Here is a 15,755-nt window from a genome sequence, read left to right on the forward strand (position 1 = left end):
ACTTTCCTTGTGTTTTTATATAATTTCAAAATCTTCATTACGATAATGTATCCAGTCTACTTCATTGATATGCGCTTGTACCTTTTTAATTTTATCAAAATGATTTTGATGACATATCAAATAGAAAGTCAGTGTAGCTTCTGGATTCGTAATAGGAATATAAACTCTATCTTCATAGAGATGAAATCTTGGTATTGTCAAACTTGTTCTAAAAGTCAACAAAGAAGATTGTCTTTGAAGAATCCCATACAATTCCAAATCATCCTGTACAATAAAATGTGAATCAGGCATATTGTCTACACACACTTCATGCCAATAACCTGTATTATTATATTCCAAAAAATTTTCACCGTTTAATTCTTCAAAAGTTATGGTTTTTTTATTTGCTAAGGGGTGATGGGATGTTGTTGAAATGTTTAAAACTTCCTGGCATATTTGAAAACAAACAACATCTTCTTTATTTATTGGATAGTCTAAAATAATAGCTGAATAATCATGTTCATTGAAGCCTTGAATCAATTCTTCAGCGTCAGCCTTTGTTTCATATCCAAAAGACATATCAGGGTATTGACGTTTCATCGTATATCTCAAAGCCCATAATGGTGCCGGGGCACAAGAACCAATGAACATATTCATATTGCGATTATATTGATTCTTGACTTTCTCCTGTAGCTTATCAACATGATTGAGTATATCTTTTCCTTCTTCCACAACTGTTTTTCCATATTCGTTTAATATGAGTCGATTGTTGATACGATCAAATAATTCCATACCAAGTTCTTTTTCTAATGTTTTTAAAGAACGTGTTAAACCCGATTGTGATATATACAACTCTTGAGCCGCTTTGAGCATTGTGCCACATTCTGCTATTTTGATAACGTACTGTAATTGTCTTAATTCCATATAACATCTTCTCCTTATGCCTTGTAATCATATTATACTATGATTTATAGTCATATATCTATGATTTCTAACAATTATTTTTTTATTAATCTCTTTGATAAAATGATGTTGTCAAAAGGAGGAAAATCAAATGGAAAATGTAGAAAACAAAGTCATTATCATTACAGGAGCCACTTCTGGTATTGGTGAAGCCACAGCTAGAGTTTTAGCAAAGCATGGCGCTAAAGTTGTATTAAGTGGCAGAAGAGAAGAACGTTTAGAAAAATTAGCTAATGAATTAGGTGATAGTGCTATTTATTTAAAATCGGATGTAACAAATATAGAAGATATGAAAGCTATTGTAAAATTAGCTAAAGAAAAATTTGGAAAGGTCGATGTCTTATTTGCAAATGCAGGTATTATGCCAGCTGGAAATATGTCTGAATTAGATCTCAAAGGATGGATGGATATGGTTGATATCAACATCAAAGGTGTCCTCAATTCCATGTACGCTATTATTCCAGAATTCTATCAGCAAAATTCTGGACATATCATTATTACCTCATCAAGAGCAGGAACGACATTGGTTCCAGGAAATGCAGTCTATTGTGGAACAAAGCATTTTGTCAAAGTGATGTTACAATCTTTTAACAGTGAAACAAATCAGGAAGGTAAAAATATTCGTACAACAACAATTTATCCTGGAGCTATCAAGACAGAATTATTAAATCATGTCGTTGAAAATAATCATAAGAAGATGGTCGAAGGATTTTATGAACAATTTGGACTTCAACCAGAAACAATTGCGAATGCTGTCCTATATGCGATTTCTCAACCAGATGGTGTTGATGTTTCTGATTTAGTTATCCGTCCTACATTTGAAGGATAAATGATATATTGAAAACACACCCGCAGGTGTGTTTTTATTTTGTCTTTCATATCATGATTTTTTACTTATGATCCAATTCTCGTATTTTGACTTTCTTTGTGCATAATAGCCACAGGGCATATCTTTTAAAGCTGCAATGGAAGGATCTAAATGGAATACATATTCAAGAGAAACTAACCTTGCCTCATTACTACTATGTTGTTGATCACATAAAAATTGCCACATTCCATCATCTTCATCATGAAAAACATATAAAATGGAAGCATTTTGATCAAGAATATGACAACAGATCAGCGTTGCTGTATTGGGTGCATCTTCAAAAGGAAATAACATTATGAATTCCCTTCTTTCACCTTTTCCCAAGATTCTTTTGTCATATAATTTGTATGACCAATTCTTACTTCATTCAACAAAGGCACAGGCACTTCATCACAACTATGATGATAAATAAATCCTAGCTTTTCTTGTACTCTTAAAGATTTCGTATTTCCATCATAATACCCACACCAGATAGTCTTCATATCTAAATCTTCAAAGGCATGTCGAATCAATTCTCTACCAGCTTCAGGCATATAGCCTCTTCCCCAATAGGGTTTGGCCAGCCAGTATCCAAGCTCACATTCATCATCACGTTCAGTCATATCTGTATGCCCATTGAGTTTTAGTTCTATAGCCCCAATAGCTTCATGACTATTCCTTTTGCAAATCGCATAACATTCATCACCATTAAAAACATGACGTATCACATCTAAACTTTGTTCCACACTTTGATGGGGTGGCCATCCTGCAATCGGTCCAACATCAGGATCACTGGCATATCGAAAAAGACTTTGCGCATCACTTTCTTCCCACGGTCTAAGAATTAACCTTTTGGTTGTGAAAATCATAAGCGTTCCTCCTTTATAAAATCATTTTTAAATAAAAGGAGTCAAAACTCCTTCATTTTGTCAAATATTTATGTTCTTAAATCTTTAACACCTTCCAATGGGTTAATCTGTTGGTCAGCTCTAGCAGGATTAGCAAATTTACTAAATTGTTTCAAGAAAACCAATCGTATATCAGCCAATGCCCCATTACGATGTTTAGCAATAATAATATCTGTTGCTCCTTGTGTTTCTGCTTCTTTCTTTGGATCTTGATAATCTTCACGATGAATAAAAGAAACAATATCAGCATCCTGTTCAATAGCTCCAGATTCTCTTAAGTCTGATAAAACCGGTCTTTTATTATCACGTTTTTCAACTGAACGTGATAACTGACTTAAAGCCAATACTGGAACTTCCAGCTCTCTGGCAATCATTTTTAACTGTCTTGAAATATCAGAAACTTCCTGTTGTCTAGATTCACGACTATTCGCTGGTCCAGAAATCAACTGCAAATAGTCAATGACAATCATCTTTAAGCCCTGTTCTCTTTTTAAACGACGACATTTGGCAGCAATTTCTCCAACACGAATACCGGGTGTATCATCAATATATAGGTTACATTTCGATACCTTATCTGCCGCTGCATAATATCTTTCACTACTTTCTTTTAAAATAGAACCTGAACGCAAAGATTCAGCCTTTAAGCTTCCGGCAGAACAAATAATACGCTGAATTAACTGTTCAGCAGGCATTTCCAATGAAAAGATAGCCACTGCTTCATCTGATTTATAAGATACATTATAAGCCACATTTAAAGCAAAAGCTGTTTTTCCAACGGATGGACGGGCAGCCAAGATAATTAAGTCACCTTTTTGAAAACCCGATGTCAATTTATCCAAATCATAATATCCAGTTTTAACACCAGATATTTTTCCATCTGCTTTTTGTAACATCACCAAACGATCAGTCACTTTTTGAATCACAGATTTTACATTTTGAAATTCTCCAGCATTACGATCTCTTGTGACATTTAAAAAATCTTTTTCAACTTCTCCAATAAAATCATTAATATTGCCTACATCATCATAGGCTCTTTCAATGATTTGTGTTGACTCTTTAATCAGTCTTCTCAATAAAGATTTTTCATTTAGTGTTCTCAAATAATGTTCACTATGAGCCGTAGTTGGAACTGATTCACTTAATTCCAGTAAGTATTCCACTCCACCTGTTTTATCCAATAATTTTTTATCTATCAGATAAGACGTGACTGTCGTTACATCAACCGGCTTATTTTCATTATAAATGTTTTGCATAGCCTCAAAAATAATACGATGACTATCCAAATAAAAATCATCCTTTGAAGCTAGAGATAAAATATTTTGACATATATCACTTGATATTAACATAGAACCTAATAACGATCTTTCAGCCACAAGATCATGGGGATATTCTCTAGCCATTATATGATTCCTCCTTATTTTTCAGATAAATGTACCTTAATAGTTGCAATAACACCTTTATATAATTCAATCTTTAAATTTGTATAACCTAATGCCTGAATTGGTCTAGCATTAATAAATTTTCTCTTATCCACCTTAATATCATATTTTTTAGATAATTCTTCAACCACATTTTTTGTTGAAATACTTCCAAAAGTTTTTCCATCTTTACCAGAAGATAATTGAAATTCCAAAGTCAAACTTTCAATCTTTTCTTTTAATGCTTCAGCATTTTTCTTATTTTCTAATTCCTGTAATCTTTCTTTTTCTTTTGTTTGAGCAACCATTTCTTTTCCATGTTCAGTTGCTAAAATGGCTAAATGATTTTTAATCAAATAATTTTGACCATATCCATCTGCCACCTTCACAATATCATTTTTCTTTCCTAATTTTTTAACATCCTGTAATAAAATCACTTTCATTATGCTTCACCTCTATCATCTAAATATTCCTGTATTTTTTCTTCCAATAACAATCGCACTTGTTCAATGGACTGATCTTCAAATTGAGCCGCAGCCATACTAAAATGACCTCCACCATCCATTGCTTCCATAATCACTTGTACATTAATATCTTTTGTACTTCTAGCACTAATGGCCACCGTTGTTTTTGATACCTTTCCAATCGAAAAACTTGCTTTAATCCCACTAATCTCCAATAGTGCATTACTTGATTTTGCCAGTAAACTACGTGTGTATTCCTCACTTTCCTGTCCACAGGCAATTAAGATTTGAGGATTAAATTGATAAGCAGTTTGCGTAATAGATAAACGTTGCAAGGTTTCTTGATAAGAGTCTTTAATAAACTCATAAGCCATTGGAACATTCGCCTGTAGCTCTTTTAAATGAGCCGCTGATTGGAATGTTCTAACACCGACACGCTGTTTAAAATTGTTGGTATCAACAAGCATACCTGCATACATTATTGTAGCATCTAGCTCATTGATTTTCAAATCCACATTCTGATAATCACAAAGCTCAATCACTAATTCTACGGTACTAGAAGAAGCCGGTTCCAGATATGTTAATACGGGAGCCTCAATAAATTCTTCTCCTCGACGATGATGATCAATAATGACCTTATTTTTTACACGATCAAGCAAAGGTTTAGAAAGAGCTAAACTTGATTTATGATTATCTACCACAATCAATAAAGTATTTTTATTAATATTTTCCATTGCTTCATTAGCTGATATTAATAATCCTTTATAACGTTGATCAGCCTTTACCATCACAGCAACTTCTTTTGTTTTCTTTTCAATCGAATCAAAATCAATAATCACATTTGTCTTTTTCCCATATGCCATCGCAATTTTAGCTACACCAATCGAAGCCCCAAAAGAATCTAAATCAGAATTTTTATGTCCCATCACAAGAACTTGTCCAGCATTTTTAATCAGTCCAGCTAAAGATTGAGCAATAACTCTGGCACGAACCTTACTGCTCTTTTCAAATGTATCACTGTTACCACCAAAAAATCTCACTTTCTTATCTTCACCCGATTTAATCGCAACTTGATCACCACCACGTGAATAAGTTAAGTTTAAAGCAGCAGAAGCCATTTCATCCAGTTCTCTTAAAACACGGGAATCTTTCCCAATTCCAATACTCAAAGTCATGACTTCATCTAATTCCTTAGACATTTCTTTAAAAGTATCTAAAATTGCAAACTTATTTTCAACTTGTTTACGATAAATACGTTCATTAAAGAAAGCCAGATATCCACCAGATTTAAAACGTCTAATAATAATCCCATTAGAATAAGCCCAATCGACAATCACTTGACGAGAACGTGATTGTATTAAAGCCATCTTTGGTTCATCTGCATTTTCTAATGTTTCTTCATAATTATCTATGGTAATGTAGGCCATACAGACTTGTTGATCTAAATAATCCTGTTGCAACGATAACAGTTGTGTGACATCTTTTAAATAAATCAATTTTGTTTCTTGGCTATTATAGGCTTCAAATTTCTTCCCCTTAATATCAATGACTTTAACATCTTCATCATCAAAAAGACTAGCTAAATGAGGTTGCCATTCTAATAACTTTACCCCCACAACATTAATATTCATAGCCTTTAATAAATCACTCGTCCATACAATATTTCTATTTTCATCATATTGAATTAAAGCAATCCCACCAAAAAGAAAAGCATTTTTAGCATCCTTATTTAAAACTTCTTCTACACTTAAATGATTATTTTCTAATATATAAGATATATAAACAATAATAGTAAAAATAATTATATTTTTAATTAAAGCATACACACTAAACGTCAACAAGATTGAAGTATTCAACAAAAGATATAATCCAAATAATAAAGCACATTCTCCAACCAGTATGGCCATAATGAGATTTCTAATCTGTATCATTTTTCTTGTCATTATACCCCTCCTTGTCTATTATGTTTATTATACAATAGTTTTTCTCTTAAATCACTAAATATATCTATGATTCCTATGACAATATAAACCGGTAAAACAAATGGTATTAAAAAACCAAGCATAACTAAAATAATACCACGTGGTTTTTGATATAAAATCAATAACCAAGATAAAAAAGCAATGCCTTCTACTGCAAACACCAATGAACTCATTAATTGAATATATGTGAAATATAAAAAATGGAAATGAAAAATATTTTGCAAACAATAACTGAATATCCACAAAAATAAGACAAGCCACCCTATTATTCTATTGATATGCATATATGCAATATGAAATGAAGATGGAAAAGAAATATCCAATCGTGATAAAACCATTTGACAAAAAAGAAGAATAACATACATTTCTAATATTGACATGATTAATAGTAGTAAAGGTGCTAAAGAAAGAAAAGAAGTCAAGGAAATACTTTGTGATAAAGAGGGGATTATATCTTGCATCATAATATACATTTCTTTCATTTCCGCTATTAAATCCATTCCTAATAAACCGGCAAAAACTTCATAAAGCAAAACATTGTTTAAAAAAGTTAAAAATAAAGTACCTAACAACAAAGCGCCTCGAGAAGCGTGACGCTTTAAAGCTTGTCCTAAAAACAAACCAATCAGACAAGATGAAAAGGCTGAAATTGCAAAAAAAGGTAAACCAGTTATGATAATAATAAGCATAGATACAAAAGCGACTATCAAACTATCCTGTAAGGAATAATGATAGCTATACCATACAAGAGGTATAACCATAGCATAACAAATAAATATATCTAATAAACTTCCTGTATACGTATTAAAAATCGATAAAGCGCCGAAGATTGCTGATAGCATAGCACCTTGCACCATCTTTTTTATTTTAATATTTCCCATATGGATGATCCTTTCTTTTCAAGTATCGCTATTATAGCATAAAAGAAATCATTTATGCAAAAAGGAATAACTTTATGCTATTCCTTCATGGATTAAAGCTTTCATAATCCCATCACAATCAATAGAATCGGTAATATATGTCGCTTTTTGTTTTAATTCTTCTACTGCATTCCCCATTGCAATGGCATGACCTACTTCTCTAAACATTGCCTGATCATTATAACCATCACCAAAAGCATAGGCATCTGCTTTATCAATATGAAAATGATTTAAAAGATATGCAATTCCGTCACCTTTATCAAAACCAATAGTAGAACAATCACATGAACCATGTCCACCATGATCATTAATTACAAGTTCTTTTTGAAAAGCCTCAATCAGTTCATCCCTTTTTGAAAGACTATCATAAAACAAATCAAACGTATAGAAAGATAATTCCTTTGGTAACAATTGAATATGTTGTTTTCCATATTCTTTTTGTATTTCTTGTATCTGCTTTTCATCTAATAAATAAGGCACTGCAACATTATCAGACACAAACATAGCTCCAGCTTCTAATTTTTTTATTTTCTCCTGATAATCATATAATTCTTCCTTTGAAAATGCCTCACCATGTAATTTTTGATGATGATATAAAATATATCTGCCATTACATGTAATCAACCCATCCACAAGATTGGCAAACAGATTTTGTGCATAGAAAGGCGATCTTCCTGTACAAATAAATGTATAATAGCCACGTTCTTTCAATAATTGTAATGCTTTTAAATTACTTTCAGGGATAACCCCATGAATAGCTAATGTCCCATCAATATCAAAGAAAAATATCTTTTGCATAACCATTCCTTCTTTCTGCGTTGAACTTGATTAAAAATCATTCTCATTATCCTTACCATTTATTTTATTATAAAGAAAAGACTCTGATGATTTCAAGAGTCTTAATCAATACTTTTTCCTAATTCATATGCCTGTTTCATAAAAGCAGAATGTGATGTCATAGACGGTGTTCCACAGCCAGTAGCGAGAATCATACCTAAATCTTCAAAATGCATGTAATCAACCAATGCCTGATAATGTGCTTCCACAGCATCCATTGTTCTCTTTGAACTATTCCATGCGGCACAAATAAAAACTGTCTTTTTATGCATTGAGGATAATTTCATTGTAAAACTATAAATACGATCGATAGCGGCTTTTAACTGTGCAGAAATACCAAAATAATATAATGGCGATACAAAAACAATCACATCATGACTTAACATCAATTCCTTTAATTCATTCATATCATCTTTTTGTACACAAGGTCCATCCATGCCACAATGTTCACATCCTAAACAAGGCGCTATATGATGATGTGCAACATCAAATTCTGTAACCTCATGATGATTTTCTTGAACCCCTTTTATAAATTGACTTGTTAGAAGATTGGAAGAACCTTTGATATGAGGACTTCCTTTTATGATCAATATTTTCATATTCATTTCACCCCTCATCATTATCATAGCCCTGTATCCAACCTATGTCTAATACTTATATTTTATCTCTAGCAATACCTTTTAGGTATAATAAAAACCAATTTCTGAGCAATCTTCTATTAATTAAAAATATTTTTCAATATTTCGGCAAATTCCTCAATATAATAATTTGTATTCCTTTTATTCCAGCATACAAAATAATTCCTTTGAATTGGTTTTCCATTTTTATAAAGTGGAATCCTTTTGATACCTTTTACAGGTATATCCATATGCCCCATCACATCAATTGGTAAATATCCTCGATTCCCTACCACCATCAAACGTGCCTGTTCCAAAGAATCCACATATAAAAATTGATGTGATAAACCTAAATCCTTTTCATAAAAATTCTTTTCTGATTGTTCATAACCTTTAGATACAACCAATATACATGACATAGATTTTAAATCTTCTGTTGTTAGTATTGGTTTTTTAGCCATAGGATGAACAGATGCTATTTCCACATATGATTCACTATATTTTAGTTCATCATTATAATAATCTTGATTATAGGTTCTTCTTTGTTCACTGACTTTTAAATCTATTTTTCCTTGTAATAAAAGTTCATACAATTCTTCATGTGTCCCACTCACAATAGAAATCTTAACTTCTGAATATAAATCATAAAACTGAGTAATCGCTTGTTGAAGTTCATGCAAACTAAAGTTTTTAGGATATCCAATTCTTAAAGCTAATTCATGATCTTCTCCTAATCTTTTTGTTTCTTCAGTTATGTGTTCTACTTCTTTTAAAATAGCTTTCGCATGACGATAAAAATATTTTCCTGCTTCCGTTAATTCAATATGCCTTTTTTGCCTTATCAACAATTGTACTTGTAAATCAGCTTCTAATGATCGGATTTGTTGAGAAATTGCAGATTGAGAAATATAGCACTGTATAGCAGCTTCTGTAAAACTTCCACATTCTGCAATTGTAATAAAATACTTCATTTGTTTCAGTAGCATCATTTCTCACCTCTAATTTCATTTTATCAAAAAAGACTTTATCAAACAACTGACCAATATTTCATCTTTTATCCAATATTTTCTAAGTTCATTTTTCACATTTGAGAATAAATGAAAACTCACAAAAGGCTCACTTTTTAACGAGCCTTCATTTCTTCTATATGACATGTATGTTTCTTTGTTTTCTTGTCATAACTGATTCCAACAATCAGTAAGTTATCTTTATACTTCTCTAATCCTTTTGGATATTTCTTTTCTTTGATCTGATCTATCGCTGTCTTGACTTCTTGATTCCATTTCAGCTCTATAATCATAGCTGGCTTATCTCGATATGGAATCAAAACAACATCCGCAAAACCTTTTCCAGTAGGCATTTCTCTTATCATTGTGTAATGATTTTTGGCATAGATATATGCTAAAGCAAGTGTATATGACAAAGCATTTTCATTGTTGTAAGTTAGTATTGCTGTGTTGAGATGGGCTTCTTCGATATATCTTGCAACGGCTTCTTCATCTTTTCTCCATGTTGCCTCTAATAATTCACGACTATTTAATAATGCCTTTGTCGTTTCTTCCCAGTTTGAATCTTCTATGGAATCAATAAAGCTTGTTGATACTTCTTTGTTAGGAATATAGCAGGTATGATCTGAATTATTATATCCCAGATATCCAAGATGTATTAGAAGTGTTAAGACATCATCCTTTGACTTGAACGTTGTCATATCATTTTGGAACTTGCTTGTATTAACATCTACACTCTCTCCTGACAATAATTGAACGATATTATCTTTCAAGTCATCAAAGTTCATATCTATATAAACTTGCAGGGCTTCATAAGTTTCTGTTGATGTCCAATAGTTTTCATACTTTCTGTCCATAAGAGCATAAACAACAGAGCGATGATTGTAGACAGAAATATCATTGGACATGCGATAGCCATCATACCATTGTTTCATCTCATTATAATCCATATTGTATTTTAAGCATAAATCATAAACTTCCTGTTCAGTAAATCCCATAAAAGATTCTAAAGGTGTTGCATTCAACATGGATATTTCCTTAAACATATTTAAGGCACTGTGTGTGCCATATTTTTTAATAGGCAATATCCCTGTCATATAAGCAAGTTCTACATATGGATGATCTTTCAATAGGTTTCTTAAGAAATCAAGATATTGTTTTTGTGCTTCTTTATCTTGAACATATTCTCTAAATATACAATCCCATTCATCTATGATAAAAATAAATTGATCTTTTGTGGATACGTAGATATCTTCTAGAGATAATGAAAGATTTGTTTCATCAAAGAAAGTGACCGAATATTCCTGTTTGAGCTCATTTAAAAATTCTTATTGTTAGTAATTGGATCATTTTATCAATATTGTGTGTATTGCTTAAAAAGCTTTGCATATTAATATGAATGACATGATGCTGGTTAAGATGTTCTAAATAATAATCAGTTTGACTGATTTTGAGTGAATCAAAAATATGATGAGAATCACAACCTTTAGAGTAATAGGCAACAAGCATATTAGCATCTGTACTCTTTCCAAAACGTCTTGGTCTTGATACACAAATATATTTATTGATCTTATTTCTTAAATATTCAATATGTTGAATAAGCAATGACTTGTCAACATATATTTCCTTATTGACTGCTTCATAAAAATTTTGATTGGTTGGATTTAAATAGATTCCCATGCTTATCACCCTTTCTTGTTTTATTATACCATTTGCATAAATAAAATACCATGACTATATATGTTGCTAATTGTTTATGATAATTATGCTTTGTCTGTGAATTTTATTTTTTTAGAAAAATAATAGAGAATATGAAATCATACTCTCTATTTATTATATTTTTATAAAATGAATTGATGTTATAACTCTCTATGATTTAATGTCCACCAAAAACTTCAAATTCCATATGTTCTAATTGATAATCAATTATTTCGATATCTTCATAAGAAAGATGAATGTTTCCAGCCGCAAAATTTGATGCTAGTCTGTCTATTTTTCTAGAACCCGGAATAGGAATAAGATTATCGAATTTAGACAACATCCACGCTAAAGATATTTGAGCATTTGTAGCGTTATATTTTTTAGCAAGCTCACTTACTATTTTTAACAATTGATTTGTTTTTATCATACCTGTTTCACTATATTGTGGCATATTTCTTCTAAAATCCTGCTTATCATCTTTAAAATCTGCTTGAGAATGATAAGCTCCTGTTAATGCACCATTAGCTAATGGCGAAAAAGCAATATATGTGATTCCTAATTCTTGACAAACATTTATTAAATGTTCATGCCATCTAGCCATCATTGAATATCTATTTTGAATAACAGTCACTGGACAGATAGCATGTGCCCTTCTTAAATAGTCTTCATTCACTTCACTAATTCCCCAAGCTTTGATTTTTCCTTCTTGAATGAGTTCTTTCATCACACCTGCAACAATTTCTGGTTCTACTTGAGGATCAATTCTATGTTGATAATAAATATCAATATAATTTGTTTGCAATCTTTTTAATGATCCTTCGATAGATTCTCTAATCTTTTGTGGTGAACTGTCTAATTCTAAGTGATTACCTTTGTGTGTTACACCAAATTTTGTACACAGAACAATCTCATCTCTAAAGTTTTTCACAGCTTCGCCAACAATTTCTTCATTATGACTAATACTTCCATCAAGATAAATACCCGTATAACATTCAGCTGTATCATATAAATCATAACCTATATGATGTGCTTCCTGTAAAATATGAATGGCTTCTTCTCTAGCAACAGGTGTTCCACTGGCATGAGATAGTCCCATACATCCAAGTCCAACCATATTAACATACATATCTGTTTGTCCTAATCTTCTTTTTTCCATTGTTTAAACCTCCTCTTATATATCAGCACTTTTATTCATATATTGAAATTGATTTATCATTTTGATAGTCTTTTCAAAAAGTTCTCTAGCACAAATAAGTATCATCACATTCCTATCATTTTTTTATCATTTTCATTTTTAAACTTATAGAATGTTTTATCTTTCTTCCATCATTCATTTTAATGATTCTTATTCTTTTTGTACAATATCAATATAGAAATCTGCTATAACGAAAAAGAATAGTCAAATCATCTATATCATAAAATAAATATCTTTTACTTTGATTGTAATGAACCATAAAAATAACTTGCTGTTGCTCCACCATCAATCAAAAAATCTGAACCTGTTATAAAAGCACCCTGTGGACTCATAAGAAGTTCCGCCACATTGGCAACTTCATCTGCTGTGCCCGGTCGTTTGGCTGGACATGAAGCAAACATATTTTTATAAAAATCACCTCTTGGTCCATTGAATTCATCAATAGCTAACGGTGTCACAATAATGCCCGGTGAAATAGAATTAATTCTGGCTCTTTTTTGACCCCAAATGACGGATTCAGCCATTACTCTTTTTTCATTACACCTTTTTGCAAGTTGGTATGCATGTAAAGTATCTTTTATTTGATGTGGTTGCAAAAAATCCAATTGCAATAATTCTTCTGTTGGAGTCATCGCCAACAATCGATCTTTATATTCACCTAATTGCTCCATACGATGTCCGGACTGCGAAGAAATTGTTACTCCGACACCTCCGGGCTCAATCACTTTCCCAACTTCTTCTAATAAAACAGCTGTTCCATATAAATCAACTTTTAAAATCATTTCAATAGATGCCTGACTTGGTGAAACACCTGCCCCATTGATTAGCATTGTTATAGGTCCATATTTCTTAGCTTCATCTATCATATCTAATATAGATTTTCTAGAAGCTAAATCCATTTCAAAAGGAATAACATCAAATCCTGCCTTATTCATAACTTCTGCGATAGCTTTTGCATTGTTGATATTTTTATCTCCCATAATAATCTTTTGACCATAGCCCATTCTTCTGGCGATAGCCATACTGATTTGTCCTGCACCTGTAACAATCATCACATTTTTCAATTTCACTACCTCCTATAAGCACATTTTATAAATATTGAAACAATCTTCTTGTGTTAATGGTCGATATGCTCGAGATATTATTTCTTGACCACCACAAGCTTTGACTGCCATTTCTTTAAATTTTGTATCATCTATCTTCAATTGTGATAAAAACATAGGCAATCCTAGTTCATCTTGAACAAAAGATTGTAGAGCCTTAATCGTCTGATAAGCATCAATCTTTTTATTGTCACTTGCTTCAATACCCATCACATTAACACCAAATCTTGCAAAATCATCAATGACTGTTTCATCTCTATCCAATAAATATTTCATCCATTGTGGCATAATAATTGCTAGAGCTAAACCATGAGTCATATCATAAGTTGCTGAAAACTGTTCTAAAGTATGTAAAGAGGGTTGCGTTTGAAATCCAGAAGTACAAAAACTATTTAATGACCAACTTGCTGCCCACAACATCGTTGCTCTTGCTTCATAATTTTCTGGTTCTTGAACAGCAATCGGTAACTGTTGTCTGACTGTTTTAAGTAATGTTTCAACAACATTGAACTGTAATGGATATTTTTGAGCATTTACAAAATAATTCATATCTAACATATGAGCCATAATATCAAATCCCCCACAAGCTGTTTGAAATGGTGGAACTGTCATTGTATTCGTTGGATCCAAAAAGGCAACTTTTGGTCTAATAGCTTCACCATGAATCCCCTTCTTGACTCCTAATTCAACATTGGCAATGACACATGATTTGTCCATTTCACTGCCTGTTGAAGCTATTGTTGGCATGGCTATGACAGCTAAGGCTTGATTCCATTCTTTACCTTCTACTAAATCCCAAATATTGTCGGTCTTTGATAAAGTTGTTGCTGCAATAGCTTTACAACAATCAATGGTCGAACCACCACCTATAGCTAATACAGTTGGAATCCCATTTTCTTTACAGATTTTCACACCACGATTGACTGTTGTATGTCTAGGGTTAGGCTCTACTGCCCCCCAATTCATATACAGTAATATGATGTGATTGAAGTTCATTGATCACTCGACTATATAATGAAGAATTCTTAATAAATTCTCCACCATGAGCAATTAAAATCTTATCACCAAAACGTAAAACTTCTTCGTGTAAATGTTTTAATTGATTTTGACCAAAGTAAACTTTTGTTGTATTTTGAAAAATAAAATCGTTCATAAAATGCTTCCTCCTTTGTTATGCTTATTGTATGATTTTTATCATTTTGTAACAATTTCAATTTCTAATCCAATCCATAAGTTTTACTTATAAAAAAAGAAATGACTTTAGCCATTTCAAAATATGTCTATAAATAAGTTTGAACATCAATTTGACAGCTTTTCATTGTTTCAATGGCTGCCTGATGTTTATCTGGTGTGACTCCTGCACAAGCATTTTCATAAACGATGATAGGCGTTTCAGGGAAATATGCTTTTAAAATCAAAGCATTAGAAATCACACATATATCGCTGCAAACACCTACAAGAACGATTTGTTCTGGTTGATTCTGAGATATAAGTTGAGGTAATTTTAAACTTCCAAATGTAGGTTTTTCCACCATTATAGCTTGATGTGTCCATTCTTTTAATTCTGGGATAATTTCCCATCCTTTTGTTCCTTTCATACAATGTTCAACAGGTAACATTTTTCCTTCACTCGTTGAAAGATAATCCTCATGATGTGTGTCTTGGGTAAAGATAATTTGATTTTCTTGATTTTCTTTTAACAGTTTTTCAATTACAGGAACTGTTTTACAAGCTTCTTTTGTTCCTAAACTTCCTGTCACAAAATCGTTTTGCATATCCACAACAATTATTGTCTTTTTCATATGACCCCTCCT

At 31.9% G+C, this 15,755-nt stretch carries 18 protein-coding genes; 1 reads left to right on the top strand and 17 read right to left on the bottom strand.

The window, feature by feature from the left end; translation table 11 throughout:
• Positions 1 to 15: 15 nt before the first annotated feature.
• Positions 16 to 903, bottom strand: coding sequence for a LysR family transcriptional regulator (locus KEC48_RS10350; RefSeq protein ID WP_087304961.1), 888 nt, complete (start codon positions 901 to 903; stop codon positions 16 to 18).
• Between the two features lie 130 nt (positions 904 to 1,033).
• Here KEC48_RS10350 and KEC48_RS10355 point away from each other — a divergent pair, with 130 nt between their 5' ends.
• Positions 1,034 to 1,771: an SDR family oxidoreductase gene (locus KEC48_RS10355; RefSeq protein WP_211962164.1), complete on the top strand. Its 738-nt coding sequence runs from the start codon at positions 1,034 to 1,036 to the stop codon at positions 1,769 to 1,771.
• Positions 1,772 to 1,822: 51 nt separating this feature from the next.
• On the opposite strand, the gene KEC48_RS10360 is transcribed toward KEC48_RS10355, so the two are convergent.
• The 16 genes from KEC48_RS10360 to KEC48_RS10430 all read right to left on the bottom strand — a co-directional run bounded on the left by KEC48_RS10360 (position 1,823) and on the right by KEC48_RS10430 (position 15,743).
• Positions 1,823 to 2,104, bottom strand: a complete 282-nt coding sequence (locus KEC48_RS10360; protein WP_087357319.1) for a hypothetical protein — start codon at positions 2,102 to 2,104, stop codon at positions 1,823 to 1,825.
• A complete protein-coding gene (locus KEC48_RS10365) occupies positions 2,104 to 2,658 on the bottom strand; it encodes a GNAT family N-acetyltransferase (RefSeq protein WP_211962165.1) in 555 nt (184 codons plus the stop codon). Before KEC48_RS10365 ends, KEC48_RS10360 begins: the two co-directional genes overlap by 1 nt.
• A gap of 68 nt (positions 2,659 to 2,726) precedes the next feature.
• On the bottom strand, positions 2,727 to 4,097 hold the full coding sequence (dnaB, locus tag KEC48_RS10370; RefSeq protein WP_205090309.1) for a replicative DNA helicase: 1,371 nt from the start codon (positions 4,095 to 4,097) through the stop codon (positions 2,727 to 2,729).
• Between the two features lie 14 nt (positions 4,098 to 4,111).
• Positions 4,112 to 4,558 carry a 50S ribosomal protein L9 gene (gene rplI / locus KEC48_RS10375; protein WP_087357316.1) on the bottom strand — a complete coding sequence of 149 codons (447 nt, stop codon included), beginning with the start codon at positions 4,556 to 4,558 and terminating at the stop codon, positions 4,112 to 4,114.
• Positions 4,558 to 6,522 carry a DHH family phosphoesterase gene (locus KEC48_RS10380; protein ID WP_087357315.1) on the bottom strand — a complete coding sequence of 655 codons (1,965 nt, stop codon included), beginning with the start codon at positions 6,520 to 6,522 and terminating at the stop codon, positions 4,558 to 4,560. The genes rplI and KEC48_RS10380 overlap by 1 nt, the downstream gene beginning before the upstream one ends.
• The gene (locus KEC48_RS10385; protein WP_211962166.1) at positions 6,522 to 7,442 is read right to left on the bottom strand and encodes a DUF2232 domain-containing protein; all 921 of its coding nucleotides are present in this window, start codon (positions 7,440 to 7,442) and stop codon (positions 6,522 to 6,524) included. The genes KEC48_RS10380 and KEC48_RS10385 overlap by 1 nt, the downstream gene beginning before the upstream one ends.
• A 72-nt stretch (positions 7,443 to 7,514) precedes the next feature.
• Complete coding sequence (locus KEC48_RS10390; RefSeq protein WP_211962167.1) at positions 7,515 to 8,279, bottom strand: Cof-type HAD-IIB family hydrolase; 765 nt, start codon at positions 8,277 to 8,279, stop codon at positions 7,515 to 7,517.
• A 101-nt stretch (positions 8,280 to 8,380) separates the two neighbouring features.
• Positions 8,381 to 8,917, bottom strand: coding sequence for an NAD(P)H-dependent oxidoreductase (locus tag KEC48_RS10395; protein ID WP_087357312.1), 537 nt, complete (start codon positions 8,915 to 8,917; stop codon positions 8,381 to 8,383).
• A 119-nt stretch (positions 8,918 to 9,036) separates the two neighbouring features.
• The gene (locus KEC48_RS10400; protein WP_249191349.1) at positions 9,037 to 9,906 is read right to left on the bottom strand and encodes a LysR family transcriptional regulator; all 870 of its coding nucleotides are present in this window, start codon (positions 9,904 to 9,906) and stop codon (positions 9,037 to 9,039) included.
• Between the two features lie 152 nt (positions 9,907 to 10,058).
• Positions 10,059 to 11,192 (bottom strand): AAA family ATPase, encoded by a 1,134-nt coding sequence (locus tag KEC48_RS10405; protein WP_349291060.1) that lies wholly within the window; start codon positions 11,190 to 11,192, stop codon positions 10,059 to 10,061.
• Between the two features lie 64 nt (positions 11,193 to 11,256).
• Complete coding sequence (locus tag KEC48_RS16435; RefSeq protein WP_349291028.1) at positions 11,257 to 11,622, bottom strand: AAA family ATPase; 366 nt, start codon at positions 11,620 to 11,622, stop codon at positions 11,257 to 11,259.
• Positions 11,623 to 11,818: 196 nt separating this feature from the next.
• Positions 11,819 to 12,799 (bottom strand): aldo/keto reductase, encoded by a 981-nt coding sequence (locus tag KEC48_RS10410; RefSeq protein ID WP_211962169.1) that lies wholly within the window; start codon positions 12,797 to 12,799, stop codon positions 11,819 to 11,821.
• Positions 12,800 to 13,074: 275 nt separating this feature from the next.
• Positions 13,075 to 13,908 (bottom strand): SDR family oxidoreductase, encoded by an 834-nt coding sequence (locus tag KEC48_RS10415; protein WP_349291029.1) that lies wholly within the window; start codon positions 13,906 to 13,908, stop codon positions 13,075 to 13,077.
• A 6-nt stretch (positions 13,909 to 13,914) separates the two neighbouring features.
• Complete coding sequence (locus tag KEC48_RS10420; RefSeq protein WP_211962170.1) at positions 13,915 to 14,907, bottom strand: iron-containing alcohol dehydrogenase; 993 nt, start codon at positions 14,905 to 14,907, stop codon at positions 13,915 to 13,917.
• A complete protein-coding gene (locus KEC48_RS10425; RefSeq protein ID WP_211962171.1) occupies positions 14,882 to 15,094 on the bottom strand; it encodes an iron-containing alcohol dehydrogenase in 213 nt (70 codons plus the stop codon). The genes KEC48_RS10420 and KEC48_RS10425 overlap by 26 nt, the downstream gene beginning before the upstream one ends.
• 127 nt (positions 15,095 to 15,221) lie before the next feature.
• Entirely contained in the window at positions 15,222 to 15,743 is a 522-nt protein-coding gene (locus KEC48_RS10430) for an isochorismatase family cysteine hydrolase (protein ID WP_087357308.1), read from the bottom strand.
• Positions 15,744 to 15,755: the final 12 nt, after the last annotated feature.

Origin of the sequence: Clostridium sp. C1 (assembly GCF_018223625.1) — a bacterium.
Lineage (GTDB): Bacteria > Bacillota_I > Bacilli_A > Erysipelotrichales > Coprobacillaceae > Allocoprobacillus.

Bases quoted from the DNA above. Each gene is read 5' to 3' on its own strand.
- KEC48_RS10365 (WP_211962165.1), bottom strand. From the start codon at position 2,658: ATGATTTTCACAACCAAAAGGTTAATTCTTAGACCGTGGGAAGAAAGT.
- KEC48_RS10385 (WP_211962166.1), bottom strand. From the start codon at position 7,442: ATGGGAAATATTAAAATAAAAAAGATGGTGCAAGGTGCTATGCTATCA.
- dnaB (WP_205090309.1), bottom strand. From the start codon at position 4,097: ATGGCTAGAGAATATCCCCATGATCTTGTGGCTGAAAGATCGTTATTA.
- KEC48_RS16435 (WP_349291028.1), bottom strand. From the start codon at position 11,622: ATGGGAATCTATTTAAATCCAACCAATCAAAATTTTTATGAAGCAGTC.
- KEC48_RS10355 (WP_211962164.1), top strand. From the start codon at position 1,034: ATGGAAAATGTAGAAAACAAAGTCATTATCATTACAGGAGCCACTTCT.
- KEC48_RS10395 (WP_087357312.1), bottom strand. From the start codon at position 8,917: ATGAAAATATTGATCATAAAAGGAAGTCCTCATATCAAAGGTTCTTCC.
- KEC48_RS10420 (WP_211962170.1), bottom strand. From the start codon at position 14,907: ATGAATTGGGGGGCAGTAGAGCCTAACCCTAGACATACAACAGTCAAT.
- KEC48_RS10430 (WP_087357308.1), bottom strand. From the start codon at position 15,743: ATGAAAAAGACAATAATTGTTGTGGATATGCAAAACGATTTTGTGACA.
- KEC48_RS10400 (WP_249191349.1), bottom strand. From the start codon at position 9,906: ATGAAGTATTTTATTACAATTGCAGAATGTGGAAGTTTTACAGAAGCT.
- KEC48_RS10380 (WP_087357315.1), bottom strand. From the start codon at position 6,522: ATGACAAGAAAAATGATACAGATTAGAAATCTCATTATGGCCATACTG.
- KEC48_RS10410 (WP_211962169.1), bottom strand. From the start codon at position 12,799: ATGGAAAAAAGAAGATTAGGACAAACAGATATGTATGTTAATATGGTT.
- rplI (WP_087357316.1), bottom strand. From the start codon at position 4,558: ATGAAAGTGATTTTATTACAGGATGTTAAAAAATTAGGAAAGAAAAAT.
- KEC48_RS10425 (WP_211962171.1), bottom strand. From the start codon at position 15,094: ATGAACGATTTTATTTTTCAAAATACAACAAAAGTTTACTTTGGTCAA.
- KEC48_RS10350 (WP_087304961.1), bottom strand. From the start codon at position 903: ATGGAATTAAGACAATTACAGTACGTTATCAAAATAGCAGAATGTGGC.
- KEC48_RS10390 (WP_211962167.1), bottom strand. From the start codon at position 8,279: ATGCAAAAGATATTTTTCTTTGATATTGATGGGACATTAGCTATTCAT.
- KEC48_RS10360 (WP_087357319.1), bottom strand. From the start codon at position 2,104: ATGTTATTTCCTTTTGAAGATGCACCCAATACAGCAACGCTGATCTGT.